At 70.9% G+C, this 15,645-nt stretch carries 14 protein-coding genes and 2 tRNA genes; 8 read left to right on the forward strand and 8 right to left on the reverse strand.

Annotated features, from left to right (window positions below; genetic code table 11):
• Positions 1–17 precede the first annotated feature (17 nt).
• The 3 genes from AIF0345_RS06410 to orn all read right to left on the reverse strand — a co-directional run bounded on the left by AIF0345_RS06410 (position 18) and on the right by orn (position 1,820).
• A complete protein-coding gene (locus AIF0345_RS06410; RefSeq protein WP_285297701.1) occupies positions 18–869 on the reverse strand; it encodes a polysaccharide deacetylase family protein in 852 nt (283 codons plus the stop codon).
• Positions 870–1,014: 145 nt separating this feature from the next.
• Positions 1,015–1,087, reverse strand: a tRNA-His gene (locus AIF0345_RS06415).
• Positions 1,088–1,199: 112 nt separating this feature from the next.
• Entirely contained in the window at positions 1,200–1,820 is a 621-nt protein-coding gene (gene orn / locus AIF0345_RS06420) for an oligoribonuclease (RefSeq protein ID WP_268918287.1), read from the reverse strand.
• A 208-nt stretch (positions 1,821–2,028) separates the two neighbouring features.
• Between orn and AIF0345_RS06425 the strand changes: the two genes are divergently transcribed.
• Complete coding sequence (locus tag AIF0345_RS06425) at positions 2,029–2,979, forward strand: hypothetical protein (RefSeq protein ID WP_285297702.1); 951 nt, start codon at positions 2,029–2,031, stop codon at positions 2,977–2,979.
• A 95-nt stretch (positions 2,980–3,074) separates the two neighbouring features.
• Here AIF0345_RS06425 and AIF0345_RS16665 read toward each other — a convergent pair whose 3' ends face one another.
• The 4 genes from AIF0345_RS16665 to AIF0345_RS06440 form a co-directional block, all read right to left on the reverse strand.
• Positions 3,075–3,782, reverse strand: a complete 708-nt coding sequence (locus AIF0345_RS16665) for a DUF2335 domain-containing protein (RefSeq protein WP_353962065.1) — start codon at positions 3,780–3,782, stop codon at positions 3,075–3,077.
• Between the two features lie 123 nt (positions 3,783–3,905).
• Positions 3,906–4,475 (reverse strand): tyrosine-type recombinase/integrase, encoded by a 570-nt coding sequence (locus AIF0345_RS06430; protein ID WP_285297703.1) that lies wholly within the window; start codon positions 4,473–4,475, stop codon positions 3,906–3,908.
• Positions 4,472–4,897: a tyrosine-type recombinase/integrase gene (locus tag AIF0345_RS06435; protein WP_285297704.1), complete on the reverse strand. Its 426-nt coding sequence runs from the start codon at positions 4,895–4,897 to the stop codon at positions 4,472–4,474. Before AIF0345_RS06435 ends, AIF0345_RS06430 begins: the two co-directional genes overlap by 4 nt.
• A gap of 91 nt (positions 4,898–4,988) precedes the next feature.
• Positions 4,989–5,064, reverse strand: a tRNA-Arg gene (locus tag AIF0345_RS06440).
• Positions 5,065–5,203: 139 nt separating this feature from the next.
• Between AIF0345_RS06440 and AIF0345_RS06445 the strand changes: the two genes are divergently transcribed.
• The 4 genes from AIF0345_RS06445 to AIF0345_RS06460 all read left to right on the forward strand — a co-directional run bounded on the left by AIF0345_RS06445 (position 5,204) and on the right by AIF0345_RS06460 (position 11,893).
• The gene (locus AIF0345_RS06445; RefSeq protein WP_285297705.1) at positions 5,204–7,876 is read left to right on the forward strand and encodes an ATP-binding cassette domain-containing protein; all 2,673 of its coding nucleotides are present in this window, start codon (positions 5,204–5,206) and stop codon (positions 7,874–7,876) included.
• Positions 7,877–7,978: 102 nt separating this feature from the next.
• The gene (locus AIF0345_RS06450) at positions 7,979–9,592 is read left to right on the forward strand and encodes a GTPase family protein (protein WP_043564721.1); all 1,614 of its coding nucleotides are present in this window, start codon (positions 7,979–7,981) and stop codon (positions 9,590–9,592) included.
• Positions 9,589–11,061, forward strand: coding sequence for a GTPase (locus tag AIF0345_RS06455; RefSeq protein ID WP_043564722.1), 1,473 nt, complete (start codon positions 9,589–9,591; stop codon positions 11,059–11,061). Before AIF0345_RS06450 ends, AIF0345_RS06455 begins: the two co-directional genes overlap by 4 nt.
• Positions 11,062–11,290: 229 nt before the next feature.
• Complete coding sequence (locus AIF0345_RS06460; RefSeq protein ID WP_285297706.1) at positions 11,291–11,893, forward strand: single-stranded DNA-binding protein; 603 nt, start codon at positions 11,291–11,293, stop codon at positions 11,891–11,893.
• Positions 11,894–11,918: 25 nt separating this feature from the next.
• Here AIF0345_RS06460 and AIF0345_RS06465 read toward each other — a convergent pair whose 3' ends face one another.
• Positions 11,919–12,434, reverse strand: coding sequence for a hypothetical protein (locus AIF0345_RS06465; RefSeq protein ID WP_043564726.1), 516 nt, complete (start codon positions 12,432–12,434; stop codon positions 11,919–11,921).
• 128 nt (positions 12,435–12,562) lie between these two features.
• Here AIF0345_RS06465 and ftsE point away from each other — a divergent pair, with 128 nt between their 5' ends.
• The 3 genes from ftsE (at position 12,563) to AIF0345_RS06480 (ending at position 15,578) form a co-directional block, all read left to right on the forward strand.
• Entirely contained in the window at positions 12,563–13,252 is a 690-nt protein-coding gene (ftsE, locus tag AIF0345_RS06470) for a cell division ATP-binding protein FtsE (protein ID WP_043564728.1), read from the forward strand.
• 14 nt (positions 13,253–13,266) lie between these two features.
• Entirely contained in the window at positions 13,267–14,199 is a 933-nt protein-coding gene (ftsX, locus tag AIF0345_RS06475; RefSeq protein WP_268918559.1) for a permease-like cell division protein FtsX, read from the forward strand.
• Between the two features lie 152 nt (positions 14,200–14,351).
• Positions 14,352–15,578 carry a peptidoglycan DD-metalloendopeptidase family protein gene (locus AIF0345_RS06480; protein WP_404976004.1) on the forward strand — a complete coding sequence of 409 codons (1,227 nt, stop codon included), beginning with the start codon at positions 14,352–14,354 and terminating at the stop codon, positions 15,576–15,578.
• Positions 15,579–15,645 lie beyond the last annotated feature (67 nt).

Below are 15,645 nucleotides of genomic sequence, written 5' to 3' on the forward strand. Positions count from 1 at the left end.
GCCGGGCGCGTTGTGCCTCAGACGCGGCGGTTGTGGCCGGGGCCGAAGTAGACGTCGTCGAGCGTGGCGGTCAGCAGGCTGCGCTCCCGCAGGATGTCGATGATCTGCCCATACAGGTGCGTCACCGTGGGGAAGTTGGCGTGACCAATGACAATGTGCTGCGCCAGCAGCCACTGCCTGGCCGCGTCCAGCAGGGCGCCGTCGTCCAGCAGCCCCGAGTCGCCGAACGAGCCGTACCACATGGTCGAGGTCGTGTACCCCAGTGAGGCGCACACCGAGTCCGTCCACTCGTTGCGGTACCCGTAGGGCGGTCGGATAAAGGGCGTGCCGGTGACGCCGTAGGTGTCCTTCAGGAAGTCCTCGCACTGGGAGAGCTGGGAGATGATCCCCGACTCGCTCAGCGATGTCAGCCCCGGGTGGTCCCATGTGTGGTTGCCCAGCTGCACCTGTCCGGAGTCAACCAGCGGTTTCATCTTGTCCTTGCAGTCCGTCCAGCCGGGGTAGGACGCCGTGACGAAGAAGGTCAGGCGCACGCCCGAGTCCTTGGCGAAGTCTAGGTAGGCGTCCACCACCGAGGAGTCGGCACCGTCGTCGACCGTGATCGCCACCGTGTTGCCGACGTTGTCGGGAAGGCCTGTGATGAGGGTGTCGAGCTCGCCGGGCGCGGGCAGCGAGGGCGGGCCGTCCTGAAGCCACAGGGGGCTGCGCGACGGCGTGGGAGAGGGCGTCGGGCTCGGCGCAGGGGACGAGGAGTCCGCCGGACTGTCTGCTGCGGGGGAGGACGAGCCGTCCGCGCCCCTGGCCGAGCAGGAGGTCAGGGCCGCGGCTGTGCCGGCGGCGAGCATGAGCATGAAATCGCGTCGTTGCATTGGGAGCATTCCGGGATCGGTGGTGGAGAAAAGAGCCAGCCCGGACTGGTTAGAAGCTCCAGGTAGGGCGGACCATGCGGCGGGGCCCCGCGCCGACTTGATACAGGGGACGCCCGGCCGATACTTCGGCTTCGGGCGAGGGCGGGGTGGCTGACGGGGTTTGAACCCGCGACCTCCTGGACCACAACCAGGCGCTCTGCCTACTGAGCTACAGCCACCATGCGGGTTACTGTAGCGGTTGGTCCGTGCCCGTCACCAATCCGGGCTCCGTGCACTACATCACGCATGTCGGACAGCGCGTGATGCAGTACACGGGCCCCGCGGTGGCGCTCACAGCAGCAATGACGTCGGGTGCGCCGAGATCTCCTCGGCCGTGGCCCTGCACTCCTCGCTCGTCGGACCCTCGTCGGGGGGGAAGAGAAGCCTGCGGTAGTAGCGCAGCTCATCGATCGACTCCAGGATGTCAGCCAGAGCCCGGTGACCTCCGCGCTTCTCGGGGGAGTGGAAGAAGACGCGCGGGTACCAGCGCTTGGCGAGCTCCTTGATCGAAGACACGTCCACGATCCGATAGTGCAGGTAGTCGATGAGCTCGGGCATGTCTCGTACCAGGAAGGCCTTGTCGGTGCCGACCGAGTTGCCGGCCAGCTGGGCCGTGCGGGGCTCAGGCACGAGCGATTTGACGTGTTCCACCACCGTGCGCTGAGCCTCGGCCAGGGACAATCCCTCCCCGAGCTCGTCGAGCAGACCGGAGGATGTGTGCATCTCGCGCACAAAGTCGCCCATCTGCTCCAAGGCCGCTGCCGGCGGCCTGATGAGCACGTCAATGCCCTTTCCGAGGGGCTTCAGGTCGTAGTCGGTGACGATGACTGCCACCTCAATGAGCGCGTCGGCGCCCAGGTCGAGGCCGGTCATCTCGCAGTCGATCCACACCAACGGGTCAGCGGTCGTCATCTGTCGGTTCACGCTGGCCGAGTGTAGCCACTGGTGCGGCCATCCCTGTAAGTTTATCGGGCGGAGATGAGAAGAGCGACAGGTCGGCGGGTACCCCGTCGAGATCGTCTTCCAAAGCCGCACCCAAATGGTGACTGTCGTCGCACAAGTGTGAGAGAGGCGACTATCATGTGCTCGCCTCCGCCCCTATGCATCCTGTGAGGACGCCATGACCTCCCCGCAGCCTGACGCGCCCGTGTCCGTGCCCGGCCATGAGCAGCTCCCGCTGGGAGCCCGGTGGAGGGGCTCCCACCGCTACGCCACGGGCCGGCTCCTGGTCCCTCCCGTGGGCGTCGTCCTCCTCGCGGTGGGTGCCTGGCTCGCCTGGCAGGGGCGCAGGCTCCGGACCCAGAGGATCCCCGTGTGGCCCAGGTCCGTACCCGAGGAGAGGCGCGGCGACCCGCCAGGCGGCGCCGCCGTCCTGGACATCTCCCCCCATCTGCGCAGGGGGGACTGGCCCTACGTGAAGGACGGGAGGCTCTCCCTGTATGTCATGGACAAGCACCGTCCTGTCATCCGCAGGATCGTCAGCCTGTACGGCGCCCTCGCCCCGGACGGCAGGGACGGCGTCCTGGCCGCCTGGGGCGAGGGCGCCCCCGAGCCCAAGAACAAGTACGACGCCAGGGCCGTCCAGGTACGCGTCCAGGGGTCCGCGGTCGCCTACCTCTCGCTGGAGTGGAAGGAGCTGGCCCACCGCCGGCTCCGCGAGGTCAAACCACACTCCCTGGTGGTCCCCGTCGTCGTACGCCGGCGGGGCAAGGAGGAGCGCGCATGGGCCTTCGGGTCCATGGACGACGCTCAGAGCTTCGCCGCCTGGGTGGCCAGGAAGGACCACGGTCTCCCGTCCAAGGGGGAGCCGTCCGCGCCTGCCACCACCCTGACCAGGACTGAATCGCCGAAGGGGCAGGAGTCCGTCAGCTCCACCGTCATGGACATCTCCGCCCAGCTGAGCGAAAAGGGGTGGACGTTCACGAACGGCAACAGGGTCTCCCTGTACGTCATGGACAAGCACCGCGCCGCCATCCACAAGCTCGTCCGCCAGCACAGCCAGTTCGTACGGCACGGCAACGGCGGCGACGGAGCCTTCGCCGCCTGGGCCACGAGAAAGGACTACGGATGAGCGGGGTGACCAAGGAGGTCGTGGCGTGATCGAGCGCCGCCGAGCTCTACCGGGCCGGCACCGGGAAGGACCTGCCCAGCAGCTGACGCCTGCGGTCAGACCATCGGGCAGACGCCCGGGTCAGCCGCGAGCGCGCAATGACAGGGCGGGGGCCTGCACCGTGATGGTGCGGGCCCCTGTTTCTGTGCGGATCGCTGTTTTATGTCGAGTCCTAGACCGGGTGAGGTCAGCCAGGACGAGTTACTCCTCGTTGCGCTTGGGGCGTGCCGCTGCGATGATCTGCGGACCGCAGCGAGGGCTGCTGCGATCCCGGCTGCCGTCGCGGGTATGGTCTGTCCAGCGGCCAGCAGCCCCGCTGTCAGCAGGGTGAGAGCCCACGGGAAGAAAGACACCGCCCAGGCGGCGCCCACAAAAGCGCGAGCCTCAGCACGCGACGTCATTATGCGCTGGTCGATCTCCGCCTGCTGTCGCTTCTCGGCCATGCTCAGGATCCGGTCCGCAGCGCCAGGCAGCACCTCCTCGAAGCCAGCGAAGTCCTGTGGATGAGGAAGCGGCCCCTGGTAGGCCTGCCGCTCTACAACGTGCCGGATCTCCGCGAGCGCTGTCTCTGGCTCATCACCTGGCGAATGGCCTTGCCAACCGCCGACCAGGCCGCCGTCGTCACGTCGTGCTGAGGAGTCGTGCGCAGGCGCCTGTAGCTGGCTGTTGTCGGCCTCACCCCCAGGCGAGCCCCCCGACGAGCCCCCGACATCACTGCTGCTGACATCGTCGTCATCATTAGTGACCTCCTTACGCGTACTCATGATGACATCATCCTAGGCGTCAGCCGCGCGCGAGGGGAACCGGCACCCCCGTGGTACGGGGCCGCACCGACACGGCACAGCCCCTCGAACGGGTACGCGGATCGCCGTTTTTCATTCCAGGACTTATACCGGGCCAGGGTCGGGGCGGGCGAGAGGGCTGGTGCTGAGGGTCAGCGCGCTGGTGGCCTGAGCCAGTGCCGCTGCCTGGAGCGGCAGGGAGGGGTGCTGGTAGCGGGCGGTGGTCAGGGCCTGGGGCTGACCGAGGATCTCCTGGATGAGGCGCTGGGGCACCCCGGCCTCGAGCAGGAGCGTGGCGGTGGTGTGCCGGGCGGAGTGCAGGCGCATCGGCGGCAGCCCCTCCTCGGCGAGCGCGGCGTGCCAGGCGGCGTGGTCGCGGCGCGGGTCCAGCGGGACGCCGGGGGAGGCCTCGAACAGGAACCGGGTCGGATGGTAAGTCTGGAGGTGCTCGGCCAGGGCCTCGGCCAGGACGGCGGGCAGGCCCGGGGAGCGGTGCGACCCGGCCGTCTTGGAGCGCAGCAGCCACAGGCCGCCGTGGACCCGCTCGGCCTCCAGGTGCGCCGGCACGGGCGCGTGCCGGCTGGGGCAGTCCGCACCACGACGCCGCCCGCACGGCCACGCCCCGCTGGGCGCCTGGGTGGCGCAGCGGTGGACCTTGGCGGCCGTCGTCGTCAAGGTCCACCGCCCAGGACCGCCCGGTGGACCGCCCGGACGTCGTCGGGCGTCAGGCGGTCCAGGCGGCGTCGGCCGATGGCCGGCACGATGTGGACGCGGACGGCGCTGCGGTAGTCGCCGGTGGTGGACGGCTTGCGGACCGGAGCGACGTCCTGCTCCAACCACCGCTCCAGCCAGCCGGCCACGCTCAGCGCCCGCCCCGTGGGGACGTCCCCGGTGCGCGCCACCTCCACCTGCACCTGGCGCACACGGCGCACGACCTCGGCCCGGGTACGGGCCCGGACCACCTTGCGCCGACGACGACCAGTCACCGGGTCCGGGGGCGGGGCGACCGCCGCCGCCCACAGGCCCACGGGCTCGTCCCAGTAGACCGTGCCCTCGCCCTTGCCGCGCGCCACGCCAGCCCCCCGAGGTGCAGCCATCAGTGCAGCCATAGCGTAGCGGACATGGAGGATATAGGCGCCCCGGCGCCCCGGCCCGCCGGGACCTTCCGGCGGAATCCCGGTGTTTCACTGGTGCCCCCGACAGGACTCGAACCTGCAACCATCGGATTAGAAGGCCGGTGCTCTATCCATTGAGCTACGGAGGCTGGTGGGCTCAGACTACGGCATCAAGGGCACTTGTCCCCATCGGCAACGCGGCGCAGAGTTCCACCGGAGTGTTCAGCGCCGGTATCGTGGCGGCCAGCCTCGACGCTGAGCGCTCATATCATCGCCGAAAGGACTCCCGTGCCCCATCTCGCGTTAGCCGTGCGACCGTCCGCGGCACCCGCCTACGTCCAGCCGCAGGTCTTCACCGCGCCTTTCACCGTGGGGCGTCTGCCGGAGTGCGACGTTGTCATCTCCAACTCCTCGATCGTCTCGCGCCGTCACCTGCGCATCTTGCCGACGCCTCAGGGATGGCTCGTGGAGAGCCTGTCCGACAACGGGATGGTGGTCGGTGGGCGGAAGATCCCGCAGGCGCTCATCACGTCTCCGACACGCATCCATCTCGCCGACGGCTCGGGCCCGGGCCTGGACCTCATTCCTACTCAGGCCCCGGCCGGAGGCCCCTCTCCGGTCAGGCCGATGACGCCCGGCGCAGCGCCTCGCCCCGCTCCGGCGCCGGGCGCGGCGACAGGGCCTGGCGCCGCGCCTGCGAACGCGCCCACCGTCCTTCCGCCCGCAGACGGCGCTGCCGCCGGCCGTCATGCCCAGCCGACGGGCTACGGCCTCCAGGCGCCCGGTTATGGCTCGGCGCCGTCGGGCTCCTCGGCAGAGGTTGGTGCGACCATGGCCGTCGGCTATGGATCCGCGGCCGGGAGAGGGCCCGCGCCGGGCGGTCCGGCCCCCGCTCAGCCGCCCCAGGTCACCCGCGTCACGATCAGTGGGTCGGGGACGATCGGTCGGCGTCCGGACAACTCCTTCACCATTAACGATCCCACGATGTCGGGGCGGCACGCGCGCGTGGACGTGACCCCGCAGGGCGCGGTCGTCACGGATCTCGGGTCGCGCAACGGCATTCTGCTGGGCCACCAGCGCGTCCAGACCTACACGGTCACCAGGCCGACGGTGTTCGGCATGGGCTCGACCTTCATCGAGATCAGTCCCGACGGCACCTGCGCCCTCAAGGTCGGCGGTGGCGGCGGTGAGCTGGTGGGTAAGGATCTGACGTTCAGTGTCAATGATGGCAGGCTGCGTCTGCTGGACGGGGTCTCGTTCAAGCTGCCGGGCAATGAGCTGCTGGCGGTGGTGGGTCCCTCGGGGGCGGGCAAGTCGACGCTGCTCAAGGCGCTGACCGGTGAGCAGAAGGCGCAGGCGGGGCAGGTGCTGTTCGACGGGCTGGACGTCTACGAGCACTATCCGGTGATGCGCAACAAGATCGGCGTGGTGCCGCAGAACGACGTGATCCACTCGGCGCTGACGGTGCGGCAGACCCTGGAGTACGCCGCCGAGCTGCGCTTCGCCAAGGACGTGTCCCGGGCGGAGCGGCGCGGGCGCATCGACGAGGTGCTGGAGGACCTGGACCTGAGCGAGCACGTGGGCAAGCGGGTCAAGAGGCTCTCGGGGGGCCAGCGCAAGCGGGTCTCCACGGCGATCGAGCTGCTGACCCGCCCGAGCCTGCTGTTCCTGGACGAGCCGACCTCGGGGCTGGACCCGCAGCTGGACCGCGACGTGATGGAGCTGCTGGCGACCCTGGCGCACGGGACGCGTCCGGGCGACACGGGGCGCACGGTGATGGTGGTGACCCACAACGAGAACCACATCGACCGGGCGGACAAGGTGCTGATCCTGGCGGCGGGGGGCAGGCCGGTGTACTTCGGCTCCCCGCGCCTGGTGGTCCCCTACTTCCGCGAGCGCCTGGCCGAGCTGCGGGCCGCCGGGCAGCTGGTGGTGCGCGCGCCGCGGGGCGGGTTCCCCGACCCCGGGCAGATCGAGGGGTTCGCCGACGTGTACGCGCTGATCCGCAACCACACCGACGTGCTGCGCGCCCACCTGGAGGCGGTCGAGCCCTCCACGCGGCGCGGGGACGGGCGGCGCATCCCCACCGCGCTGTCGGCCTCCCGCCCCAAGGCCCCCCAGCAGTCCGCCGCCCGGCAGGTCTCCACCCTGGTGCGCCGCCACGCGCGCATCATCGCCGCCGACCCCTCCTACCTCGCCTTCATGCTCGTCCTGCCCGTCATCATGGGCCTGCTCACCAAAGTCATATCCGGCGAGAACGGCTTCGCCATACCCGACCTGCCCGAGCCCACTCCCGACAATCCCTGCGTCGTCCGCTCGACGCAGGCGCTCGAACTTCTCGTGATCCTCATCACGGGTGCGGCCTTCGCCGGCATGGCGGCGACGATTCGTGAGCTGGTGGGGGAGCGGGACGTGTTCCTGCGGGAGAAGGCGGTGGGGCTGCGCGCGGGCGCCTACCTGGTGGCGAAGATGATTGTGCTGGGGCTGATCGTCACGGTGCAGACGGTGCTGATGATGGGGATCGCCCTGGCGCTGAACAAGCATCCCTCCGGTGCGGTGCTGCTGGGCAGCCCGGGCCTGGAGCTGGCGGTGTGCTGCTGGGCGGTGGCCTTCGCCTCGGGCCTGCTGGGGCTGGCGGTCTCGGCGTTCGTGTCCTCCTCCGAGCAGGTCATGCCGGTGCTGGTGGTCTCGATCATGGGCCAGCTGGTCCTGGCCGGCGGCGTGGTCCCGGTCGCTGGGCGGGCCGTGTTCGAGCAGCTGTCCTGGCTCATGCCCGCGCGCTGGGGCTACGCCATGGCCTCCTCCACCATCGATATGAACACGATTGTGCCCCACCGCCACGATGCCCTGTGGAACCACAACGCCGGCCAGTGGCTGACCGACTACGGGTTCCTCACGCTCATCGGCCTGGTCTGCATGATCGCCTGCTACATCGGCCTGGCCCGCCGAGGACGCCGCTGACACAGCCCGACGCGGGTGGCGGGGCCGGCCCCGGCCCCGCCACCCGGACCGGTCTGACAAGAATGTCGCATGACCCCCGCCCGCGGCCCTAAAGTTGGCCCCATGGCCGCACCCACGCCCCTACTTCCCTCCGGGCAGGACGTTCCTGTCTCGGCGCTCAGCCGCGCCCAGCTCATTGACGTCCTGACCGACACCGTGGGGGACCTGGAACGGCTCGAGCTCATGCTGGACGCAGACGGCGTCGCCGACGCTCGCCGCCTGCGCACCAGCCTCATCGGCCAGGTCCGCGACCACGTGCTGCCTCGTCTGGCGGACGCCGACCTGCCCGCCGTCGTCGTCGTGGGCGGGTCGACCGGCGCCGGTAAGTCCACGCTGGTCAACTCCATCCTGGGCTCCGAGCTCTCCGAGGCCGGGGTCCTGCGCCCCACGACGCGCACGCCCGTCCTGGTCATGAACCCGGAGGACGGCGAGGCCTTCGCCGAGCACCCTCTGGCGCAGGTGTGCCGCAACGTCTTCTCCAAGACCGTGCCCGCGGGCCTGGCCCTCGTGGACGCCTCCGACCTCGACTCCGTGCACGAGGCCAACCGGGCCCTGGCGCTGCGCCTCCAGGAGGCGGCCGACCTGTGGCTCTTCATCACCACCGCCGCGCGCTACGGCGACCACACCCCCTGGGCGTCCCTGGAGGACGCTGCGGGACGGCGCACCCCCATCGGCGTCGTGCTCAACCGGGTCCCCGCCCGGATCCTGCCGGAGGTGCGCCGCGACCTGGTGACGCGCCTGGAGGGGCTGGGGCTGGCCGAGTCCCCCTTCTTCGTCGTCCCCGACGCCGGACCCCACGAGGGCCTGCTGCCGGAGAGCTCGGTCGCGCCGCTGCGCGACTGGATGACTCTGCTGGCGGGCCGCCACCGCGCCGCCGGCCTGGTGCGCCGCACCGGGCACAGCACCTGGACGAGCCTGCGGTCGGATCTCAACCAGCTGGCCGACGACGTTGACGCCCAGGACGACGCCGCCACCCGGCTCGAGAACGCCACCCAGGCCCTGCTCGCGGCGCCTGTGGCGGGCATGCGAGCCGAGATCGACGCGGGCGCCTGGGGGCAGGGGGCGCCCGCCACCCGCTGGCTCGCCCTGGCCTCCGCCGGTGGACCACTGGCCTCCATGGCAGGACTCGAGCCGGGGCGCCGCCTCCGCGCCGGCCTCTTCGGACGCCGCACCAAGGCCCGCGCCCAGGCGCTGGCGGACCTGGCCGCCGACGCCGTCGAGGTCATCGCCGACAGGCTCAAGGCGGCCCTGGTCTCCCTGTCGGGCCAGGCCCGCGAGCTGTGGGCCGATGCGGGCGTGCCGGAGGCCGTCATGCACCAGCGCCTCGGAACGATCCAGGACAAGGATTTCGAGGCCCAGTGGGCGCGCGACCAGGTCCGCGAGCGGCTCGTGCCCGACGTCCTGCCCAAGGGAATGAACGCCGAGGGTGTCGGACACCTGCTCGTCGCCGCCGCCGTCGGGGTCGACGGCGCCGTCGGGGCCGCCCGCAACCTGGGCCTGGCCGAGGCCGCAACCCAGGCTCGTCACGCCCTGGTCCAGGCACTGGCCGCCGAGCTTGCCACCATTGTGCCCGCGGGCGCCGCTCGCTCGCTCGCCCCCGCCCACTCCTTGGCCGCGGCCCTGCGCCTGCGCGCCGGTGAGCTCATCCCCTTCACCCGCCCCGGAGCCTCCGCATGACTCAGGAACCATTCGTCCCCCGCGCCGAGCCCCTCGACGCCGTCCACCTTGAGGCTCGCCTGAACCGCCTGCGGGCCGCCCTCGACACCTGCCCCACGGAGGTGCCCGCCTCACTGGCGATCCCGGCCCGGGAGTCTCTCGATGAGGTCGGCGAGCGCCTTGCGCTGGGCGTGGACCACACCGTCGTGGCCCTGTTCGGCGGCACCGGCTCGGGCAAGTCCTCCCTGTTCAACGCCCTGACCCAGCTGCAGTTCGCCGACGTCGGCGCCCGCCGCCCCACCACCTCTCAGGCCGCCGCCTGCTCCTGGGGCGATGACGCCAGCGCCCTCCTGGACTTCCTGGGGGTGGGCGGCGAGCGGCGTATCCGCCGGGAGTCCCTCCTGGACGCCTCGGACCAGGACGAGCTCGCGGGGCTGGTCCTGCTCGACGTGCCCGACTACGACTCGGTGACCACCGCGCACGCCCTGCAGGTCGACCGCCTCGTGCCGCTGACCGACATCCTCGTGTGGGTCGTCGACCCCCAGAAGTACGCCGACGCCGCGCTTCATGAGGGCTACCTGCGCGGACTGGGCGCTCGCCAGGAGGACATGCTGGTCCTGGTCAACCAGGTCGACACCCTGCCCGCCGGCGGCGCCGAGACCCTCCTGAAGGACGTGCACGACCTGCTCATCGCCGACGGCCTCCAGGACGTCCAGGTCCTGCCGGTCTCCGCCGTGCGCGGAGACAATCTGGGCAAGGTCCGTGAGATCCTGTGCGACCGCGTGGCGCAGGAGTCCAACGCGGCCCGCACCGCCTCGGCCGAGCTCGACGCCATCACCGCCAGGTTGCGCCCGACCGCGGCGCACCGGGAGATCGTGCTCGACCCGGCGGGCGCCCAGAGCGCCGCCGAGTCCCTCATCCGCGCCTCGGGGGCGCAGGCCGTCGAGGACTCCGTGCGCACGGGCCTGGCCCGCGCCCTGCCGCGCGCCCTGGCGCGTCCCGAGCCGCCCTCCAGGACGGCGGTCGCCGCGACCCGCACCACCTGGCTGCAGCAGGTGACCGACGGACTGCCGCCGGTGTGGCTGCGCAGCGTCGAGAGTGCCGTGGCCACGCCCGAGGCCCTGGCCGCCCAGACGGCCGAGGCCGTCGGCTCGGTCGCACTGCCGGGCCACCGCGCACCGGTCATCGAGCTGGCCTGGTGGGGAGGACTCCTGGCCGCGCTCATCGGCCTGGCCTGGGGCATCGCCGTGGCGGCAGGCGGCGGCGTGGTGGTCCTGCCCGCCGTGGTGCTCGTTCTCGGCATGATTGGCGCCATGGTGGCCAGACTCGTGCGTCGTTCGCGTGCGCGCAAGGAGGCCGAGAGCTATGGCGCCCAGGTGCGCAAGCGCGTCTCCTCGGTGGTTGCCCGCGGCCTGACCGCCCCGGCCGACGGCGTGCTCGGCCGTCACCGCCAGCTTCAGGAGGCTCTGGGGATCAGAACCCACTCCTAGCGCTCCCAGCCGTCCCCAGGACCGGCGAGCCGTCCGCCTCGTCTCAGCGGGGCCCTCGCAGGCGTCGCGGATCGGGACCGTGCGGGGCTCCACAGAGGCGGTTCGCGCGGGAGCAGTCCACAGGGCTCAACCGGGCCGGTGGCGCGAGCCCGCCCTCCGGCGCGACCGTGGAGGGGGCCGGCACGGTGCCGGCCCCCACTTCCCATCGGTTTCTCGCTAGGAGCACACCATGAGCCGTCAGCTCGATCTTGTCGTCCAGGGTTCCCTGGGTACCAACCCCGTTGTGTCGCGCACGTCCTCCGGGCGCCTCTTCTGCTACTTCCGCGTGGCCACCGCCCCGTCCTTCCGCGTCGCGGATGTCTGGCGGGAGGGGCCGACCATCTGGTTCACCGCCAAGGCGTGGGGCTACCTCGCCGAGAATCTCGCACGCAGCCTGCACAAGGGCGACCCCGTCGTCCTGGTCGGCCGCTTCTCCCAGGACACGTGGGAGAACGACCGCGGGCAGCAGCTGACCAATGTCCTGACCGTCTCCTGCGGCGGGCCGGACCTGACCTGGGGCGAGTCGCGCTTCATGAGGGTCTCCCACACGGTCCAGGCAGTCGAGGGAGAGGACGCGACCACCTCGGCCGGGTCGGCGCCCTCCGGGGCCTCGGCGGATGCCGCGCCTGCCGCGCCCGAGCCGCAGGAGGCGCCCGCCGCCGTCGGCATGCAGGAGCCGCAGACTCCTCTGAGCGACGCCCACTGGGAGACGCCGCCGGGAGAGCTCCCCGACCAGCAGGGACCGACGGCCGATCCGCTGTCCTACACGGTCCGCGAGGAGGCACTCGTGTGAGGACGGGTCTGGACGAGGAACCGTCTCATCCCCGCTCCGCCACCAGCCAGTCCAGGTCCGCCGGGTGGGCGACGCGCAGCACCTCGATGAGCACCCGGGTGACGACCTCGGCCGCCGCACCGCCGTCCTGTACGAGGCGCGTGAGCCGGTCCTCGCGCCGGCCCCACCCCAGGAGCGCCAGCTGGGCGCAGGCGCTGTCGCCCAGCAGCACCCGTCCCGCGGCGTCGAGCACGGGCAGCGCCACCTCCACGCCGTCGTGCCCGCCCGTCAGGACGACTCCGGGCGCATCCGGGGAGGCCGTGCGCGGCGGCCGCCTGCGCCACAGCGACCGCAGGCCCCCGCCGCGCTCGGCCAGGTCCTGGTCGGCGACCGCCGGCGCGGGCGCGGTCAGCATCACCGTCAGCCCTCCCTCGGGGCCGGCGGGCAGGCGGCGTCGGCACACCTGCTCCTCGATGAAGACGGCCAGGGACGGGGAGAACCTCGCCCACGAGCCGACGTCGACGACGTCGCTGAGGGCCGGTGGAGACTGCCTGTCGAGCACGGCTCACACGCTAGCGGGTCGCGCCACAGTCACGGTCCGCGTGTCACGCCGGGGATTTCGGCCCGCACTGGATACCGTGACCGCGAATGGGCGGACCACGCCCTCGCACGCCAGGAAGCAGCCACTCGATGATTCGATTCGACCATGTCTCCAAGGTCTACAACCGGGGTGCCCGCCCGGCGCTCGACGACGTCTCGATCAAGGTCAAGAAGGACGAGTTCGTCTTCCTCGTGGGCGCCTCGGGCTCCGGGAAGTCGACCTTCCTGCGGCTGACCCTGCGCGAGGAGCGGCCCACCTCGGGCTCCATCCACGTGCTGGGGCGCGACCTGTCCCAGATCTCCAGCTGGAAGGTCCCCAAGCTGCGCCAGGAGATCGGCTTCGTCTTCCAGGACTTCCGCCTCCTGGAGAACAAGTCCGTCTTCGAGAACGTCGCCATCGCCTCGCAGGTCATCGGCAAGCCGCGCCACTACATCCTCTCGGCGGTGCCGGAGGCCCTCGAGCTCGTCGGGCTGGACGACAAGGAGGAACGGCTCCCGCACGAGCTGTCCGGCGGCGAGCAGCAGCGCGTCGCCATCGCCCGGGCCATGGTCAACCGTCCCAAGCTGCTCATGGCCGACGAGCCGACCGGCAACCTCGACCCCTCGACGTCGGTGGGCATCATGCGTCTGCTCGACCGCATCAACCGGCAGGGCACCACCGTGGTCATGGCCACCCACGACGACGAGATCGTCGACCAGATGCGCAAGCGCGTCATCGAGCTCAAGGCGGGCGAGGTCGTGCGCGACCAGGCCCGCGGCGTCTACGGCTCGGACCGCTGAGAGAAGAGGTACCCATGCGCTTCCGCTTCATCCTGTCCGAGACCTTCAAGGGTCTGACCCGCAACCTCGCCATGACCGTCTCGGTCATACTGGTCGCCTTCGTCTCCCTGCTGTTCGTGGGCGCCTCCGCCCTGCTGCAGCAGCAGATCTCCACGATGAAGGGGAGTTGGTACGACAAGGTCGAGGTCAGTGTCTACATGTGCCCGGCCTCCTCCGGAGCCGCCTCCTCCGGGACCAGCTGCCCTGGGGGCGAGGCCACCCAGGAGCAGATCGACGCCGTCGAGGCCTTCATCAACTCCAACACCCTCCGGCCCTACGTCAAGAGCTACACCTTCGAGTCCAAGGCGGAGGCCTATGCCAAGTTCAAGGAGGTCTACGGCGACCGTGACATCGGCCGCAGCGCCACGGAGGAGATGATGCCGGTCTCCTTCCGCATCAAGCTGATCGACGCCGAGAAGTACCAGGTCGTCGCCGAGCAGCTCACCGGCCGCGACGGCGTCCAGCGCGTGGTCGACCAGCGCAAGACTCTCGAGACGTTCTTCCTGGTGATGAACCGCGCCTCGTGGATCACCGGGGGCCTGGCCGCGATCATGGCCGTGGCCGCCGTCCTCCTGATCTCCACCACCATTCGCCTGTCGGCGATGAGCCGCTCCAAGGAGACGGAGATCATGCGGCTGGTCGGTGCCTCCAACCTCTTCATCCAGCTGCCCTTCATACTGGAGGGGGCCATCGCCGCACTCATCGGGGCTCTGGCCGCCGTCGGCTCGCTGTGGGTCGGCGTGCACTACATCGTCGACGGCTGGCTGGCGCAGTCGCTGACCTTCATCAACACGGCCTTCATCTCCTCCCGGCACGTCCTGGTCCTGGCGCCCTGGCTCCTGCTGGCCGCGGTCGTCCTGGCGGCCGTCTCCTCCTCATTCTCCCTGTCGAAGTACACAAGGGTCTGATCATGATGCTCTTCCGTCCTCTCAGCGGGGTTCGGGTGCCACTCGCCGAACCGAGCAGACTCACCGGGCCGGTGCGACATCGGGCCCCTGCCGCCCACCGCCGCCTGATCGGGGTCCTCACGGCGATCGCGTTGACGGTGGTGCCACTGGGAATGACGGCGCGTGCGGACGACCGCTCCGACGCCGTCGACCAGCAGGAAGACGCCCAGCAGCGGCAGGACGAGCTTGCCGCCTCACTCGAGGGCGTCTCCGCCGAGCTCGGCCAGGCCTACATCGATCTGCAGAACGCTCAGACCGCGCTGACCACCGCGGAGGACGACCTGGCAACGGCTGAGGACACGCTGGCCGAGAAGGAGCGCGAGCAGCAGATCGCCTCCGACCGCCTCGACGTCGCCGAGGCCGATCTGGACACCGTGTCCGAGGAGGCCACGGCCTCGGAGGCCACGGCCTCGGAGAGCAGCGTCTCCGTGGCGGACCTGGTCGTCTCGACCTACCAGGGCGACAGCACCGTGAGCTCGTGGTCCTACGTGCTGTCCTCCGACACGGTTGACGACCTCACCCAGAGGGCCTCCTCCATGGAGATCGCCGCCTCCATCCAGGAGACGGTCCTGGCCTCCGCCGAGGCTGAGCGCGCCCGGGACGCCAACCGCAAGGCCCGCCAGGACGCCGCGACCGAACGCGTGGCCACCATGAAGGATGAGGCCGACACGGCGGCGGAGGAGGCCCGGACCGCCCGTGACGAGGCCGTGGACAAGCGCAACGAGGTCGCGACCCTGAAGACCGACAAGGAGACGGCGGCGTCCAACCTCGAGACTCAGAAGCAGGACCTGGAGAAGCAGCAGGAGCAGGCCGCGGCCGATGCGGACGCCGCCGCCAAGCGCGTCGCGGAGATCGACGCGGCCAACCGGGCCGCCTACGACAGCGGGCAGGACACCGGGGTGTCCTCCGACTCGATCGGGGCGGACTCGCTGGGCGAGGGCTATATCGGCCACCCCATCAGCGGGCCGTTGAGCGTGACCTCCCCCTTCGGCTACCGCGTCCACCCCGTCACCGGCGTGGGCACGGGCCACCAGGGCACCGACTTCGCCGCGGCCGACGGCGCGCCCCAGTATGCCGCGGCCTCGGGTGTCGCCACCTACTGGGACTCCGCCTCGTGCGGCATCGGGATCGACATCAACGCCGGCTACATCGACGGGCACTCCTATGTCATCACCCTGTGCCACCTGTCCGGGCGGGCCATCGCCGACGGACAGCAGGTCAACCGCGGCGACCTCGTCGGGTACACCGGCTCCACGGGCTACGCGACCGGGCCCCACGTCCACTTCCAGGTGGCGCAGGACGGCGTGTACATCGACCCGATGACCCTGCCCGGATTCTGACCGCGACCCGGTCGGCGGCCGTCTGCGCCCGGTCGCGCCTGCTGCGGCGCGCAGGTTGACGCCGCCC

The sequence above is a fragment of the Actinomyces israelii genome (assembly GCF_030253495.1).
GTDB lineage: Bacteria > Actinomycetota > Actinomycetes > Actinomycetales > Actinomycetaceae > Actinomyces > Actinomyces israelii.

Excerpts from the sequence above, each read along its gene's own strand:
- AIF0345_RS06435 (WP_285297704.1), bottom strand. The coding sequence starts at position 4,897 with ATGGCTGCACCTCGGGGGGCTGGCGTGGCGCGCGGCAAGGGCGAGGGC.
- AIF0345_RS06480 (WP_404976004.1), top strand. The coding sequence starts at position 14,352 with ATGACGGCGCGTGCGGACGACCGCTCCGACGCCGTCGACCAGCAGGAA.
- ftsE (WP_043564728.1), top strand. The coding sequence starts at position 12,563 with ATGATTCGATTCGACCATGTCTCCAAGGTCTACAACCGGGGTGCCCGC.
- AIF0345_RS06410 (WP_285297701.1), bottom strand. The coding sequence starts at position 869 with ATGCAACGACGCGATTTCATGCTCATGCTCGCCGCCGGCACAGCCGCG.
- AIF0345_RS06460 (WP_285297706.1), top strand. The coding sequence starts at position 11,291 with ATGAGCCGTCAGCTCGATCTTGTCGTCCAGGGTTCCCTGGGTACCAAC.
- AIF0345_RS06425 (WP_285297702.1), top strand. The coding sequence starts at position 2,029 with ATGACCTCCCCGCAGCCTGACGCGCCCGTGTCCGTGCCCGGCCATGAG.
- ftsX (WP_268918559.1), top strand. The coding sequence starts at position 13,267 with ATGCGCTTCCGCTTCATCCTGTCCGAGACCTTCAAGGGTCTGACCCGC.
- AIF0345_RS06450 (WP_043564721.1), top strand. The coding sequence starts at position 7,979 with ATGGCCGCACCCACGCCCCTACTTCCCTCCGGGCAGGACGTTCCTGTC.
- AIF0345_RS16665 (WP_353962065.1), bottom strand. The coding sequence starts at position 3,782 with ATGAGTACGCGTAAGGAGGTCACTAATGATGACGACGATGTCAGCAGC.
- orn (WP_268918287.1), bottom strand. The coding sequence starts at position 1,820 with ATGACGACCGCTGACCCGTTGGTGTGGATCGACTGCGAGATGACCGGC.
- AIF0345_RS06455 (WP_043564722.1), top strand. The coding sequence starts at position 9,589 with ATGACTCAGGAACCATTCGTCCCCCGCGCCGAGCCCCTCGACGCCGTC.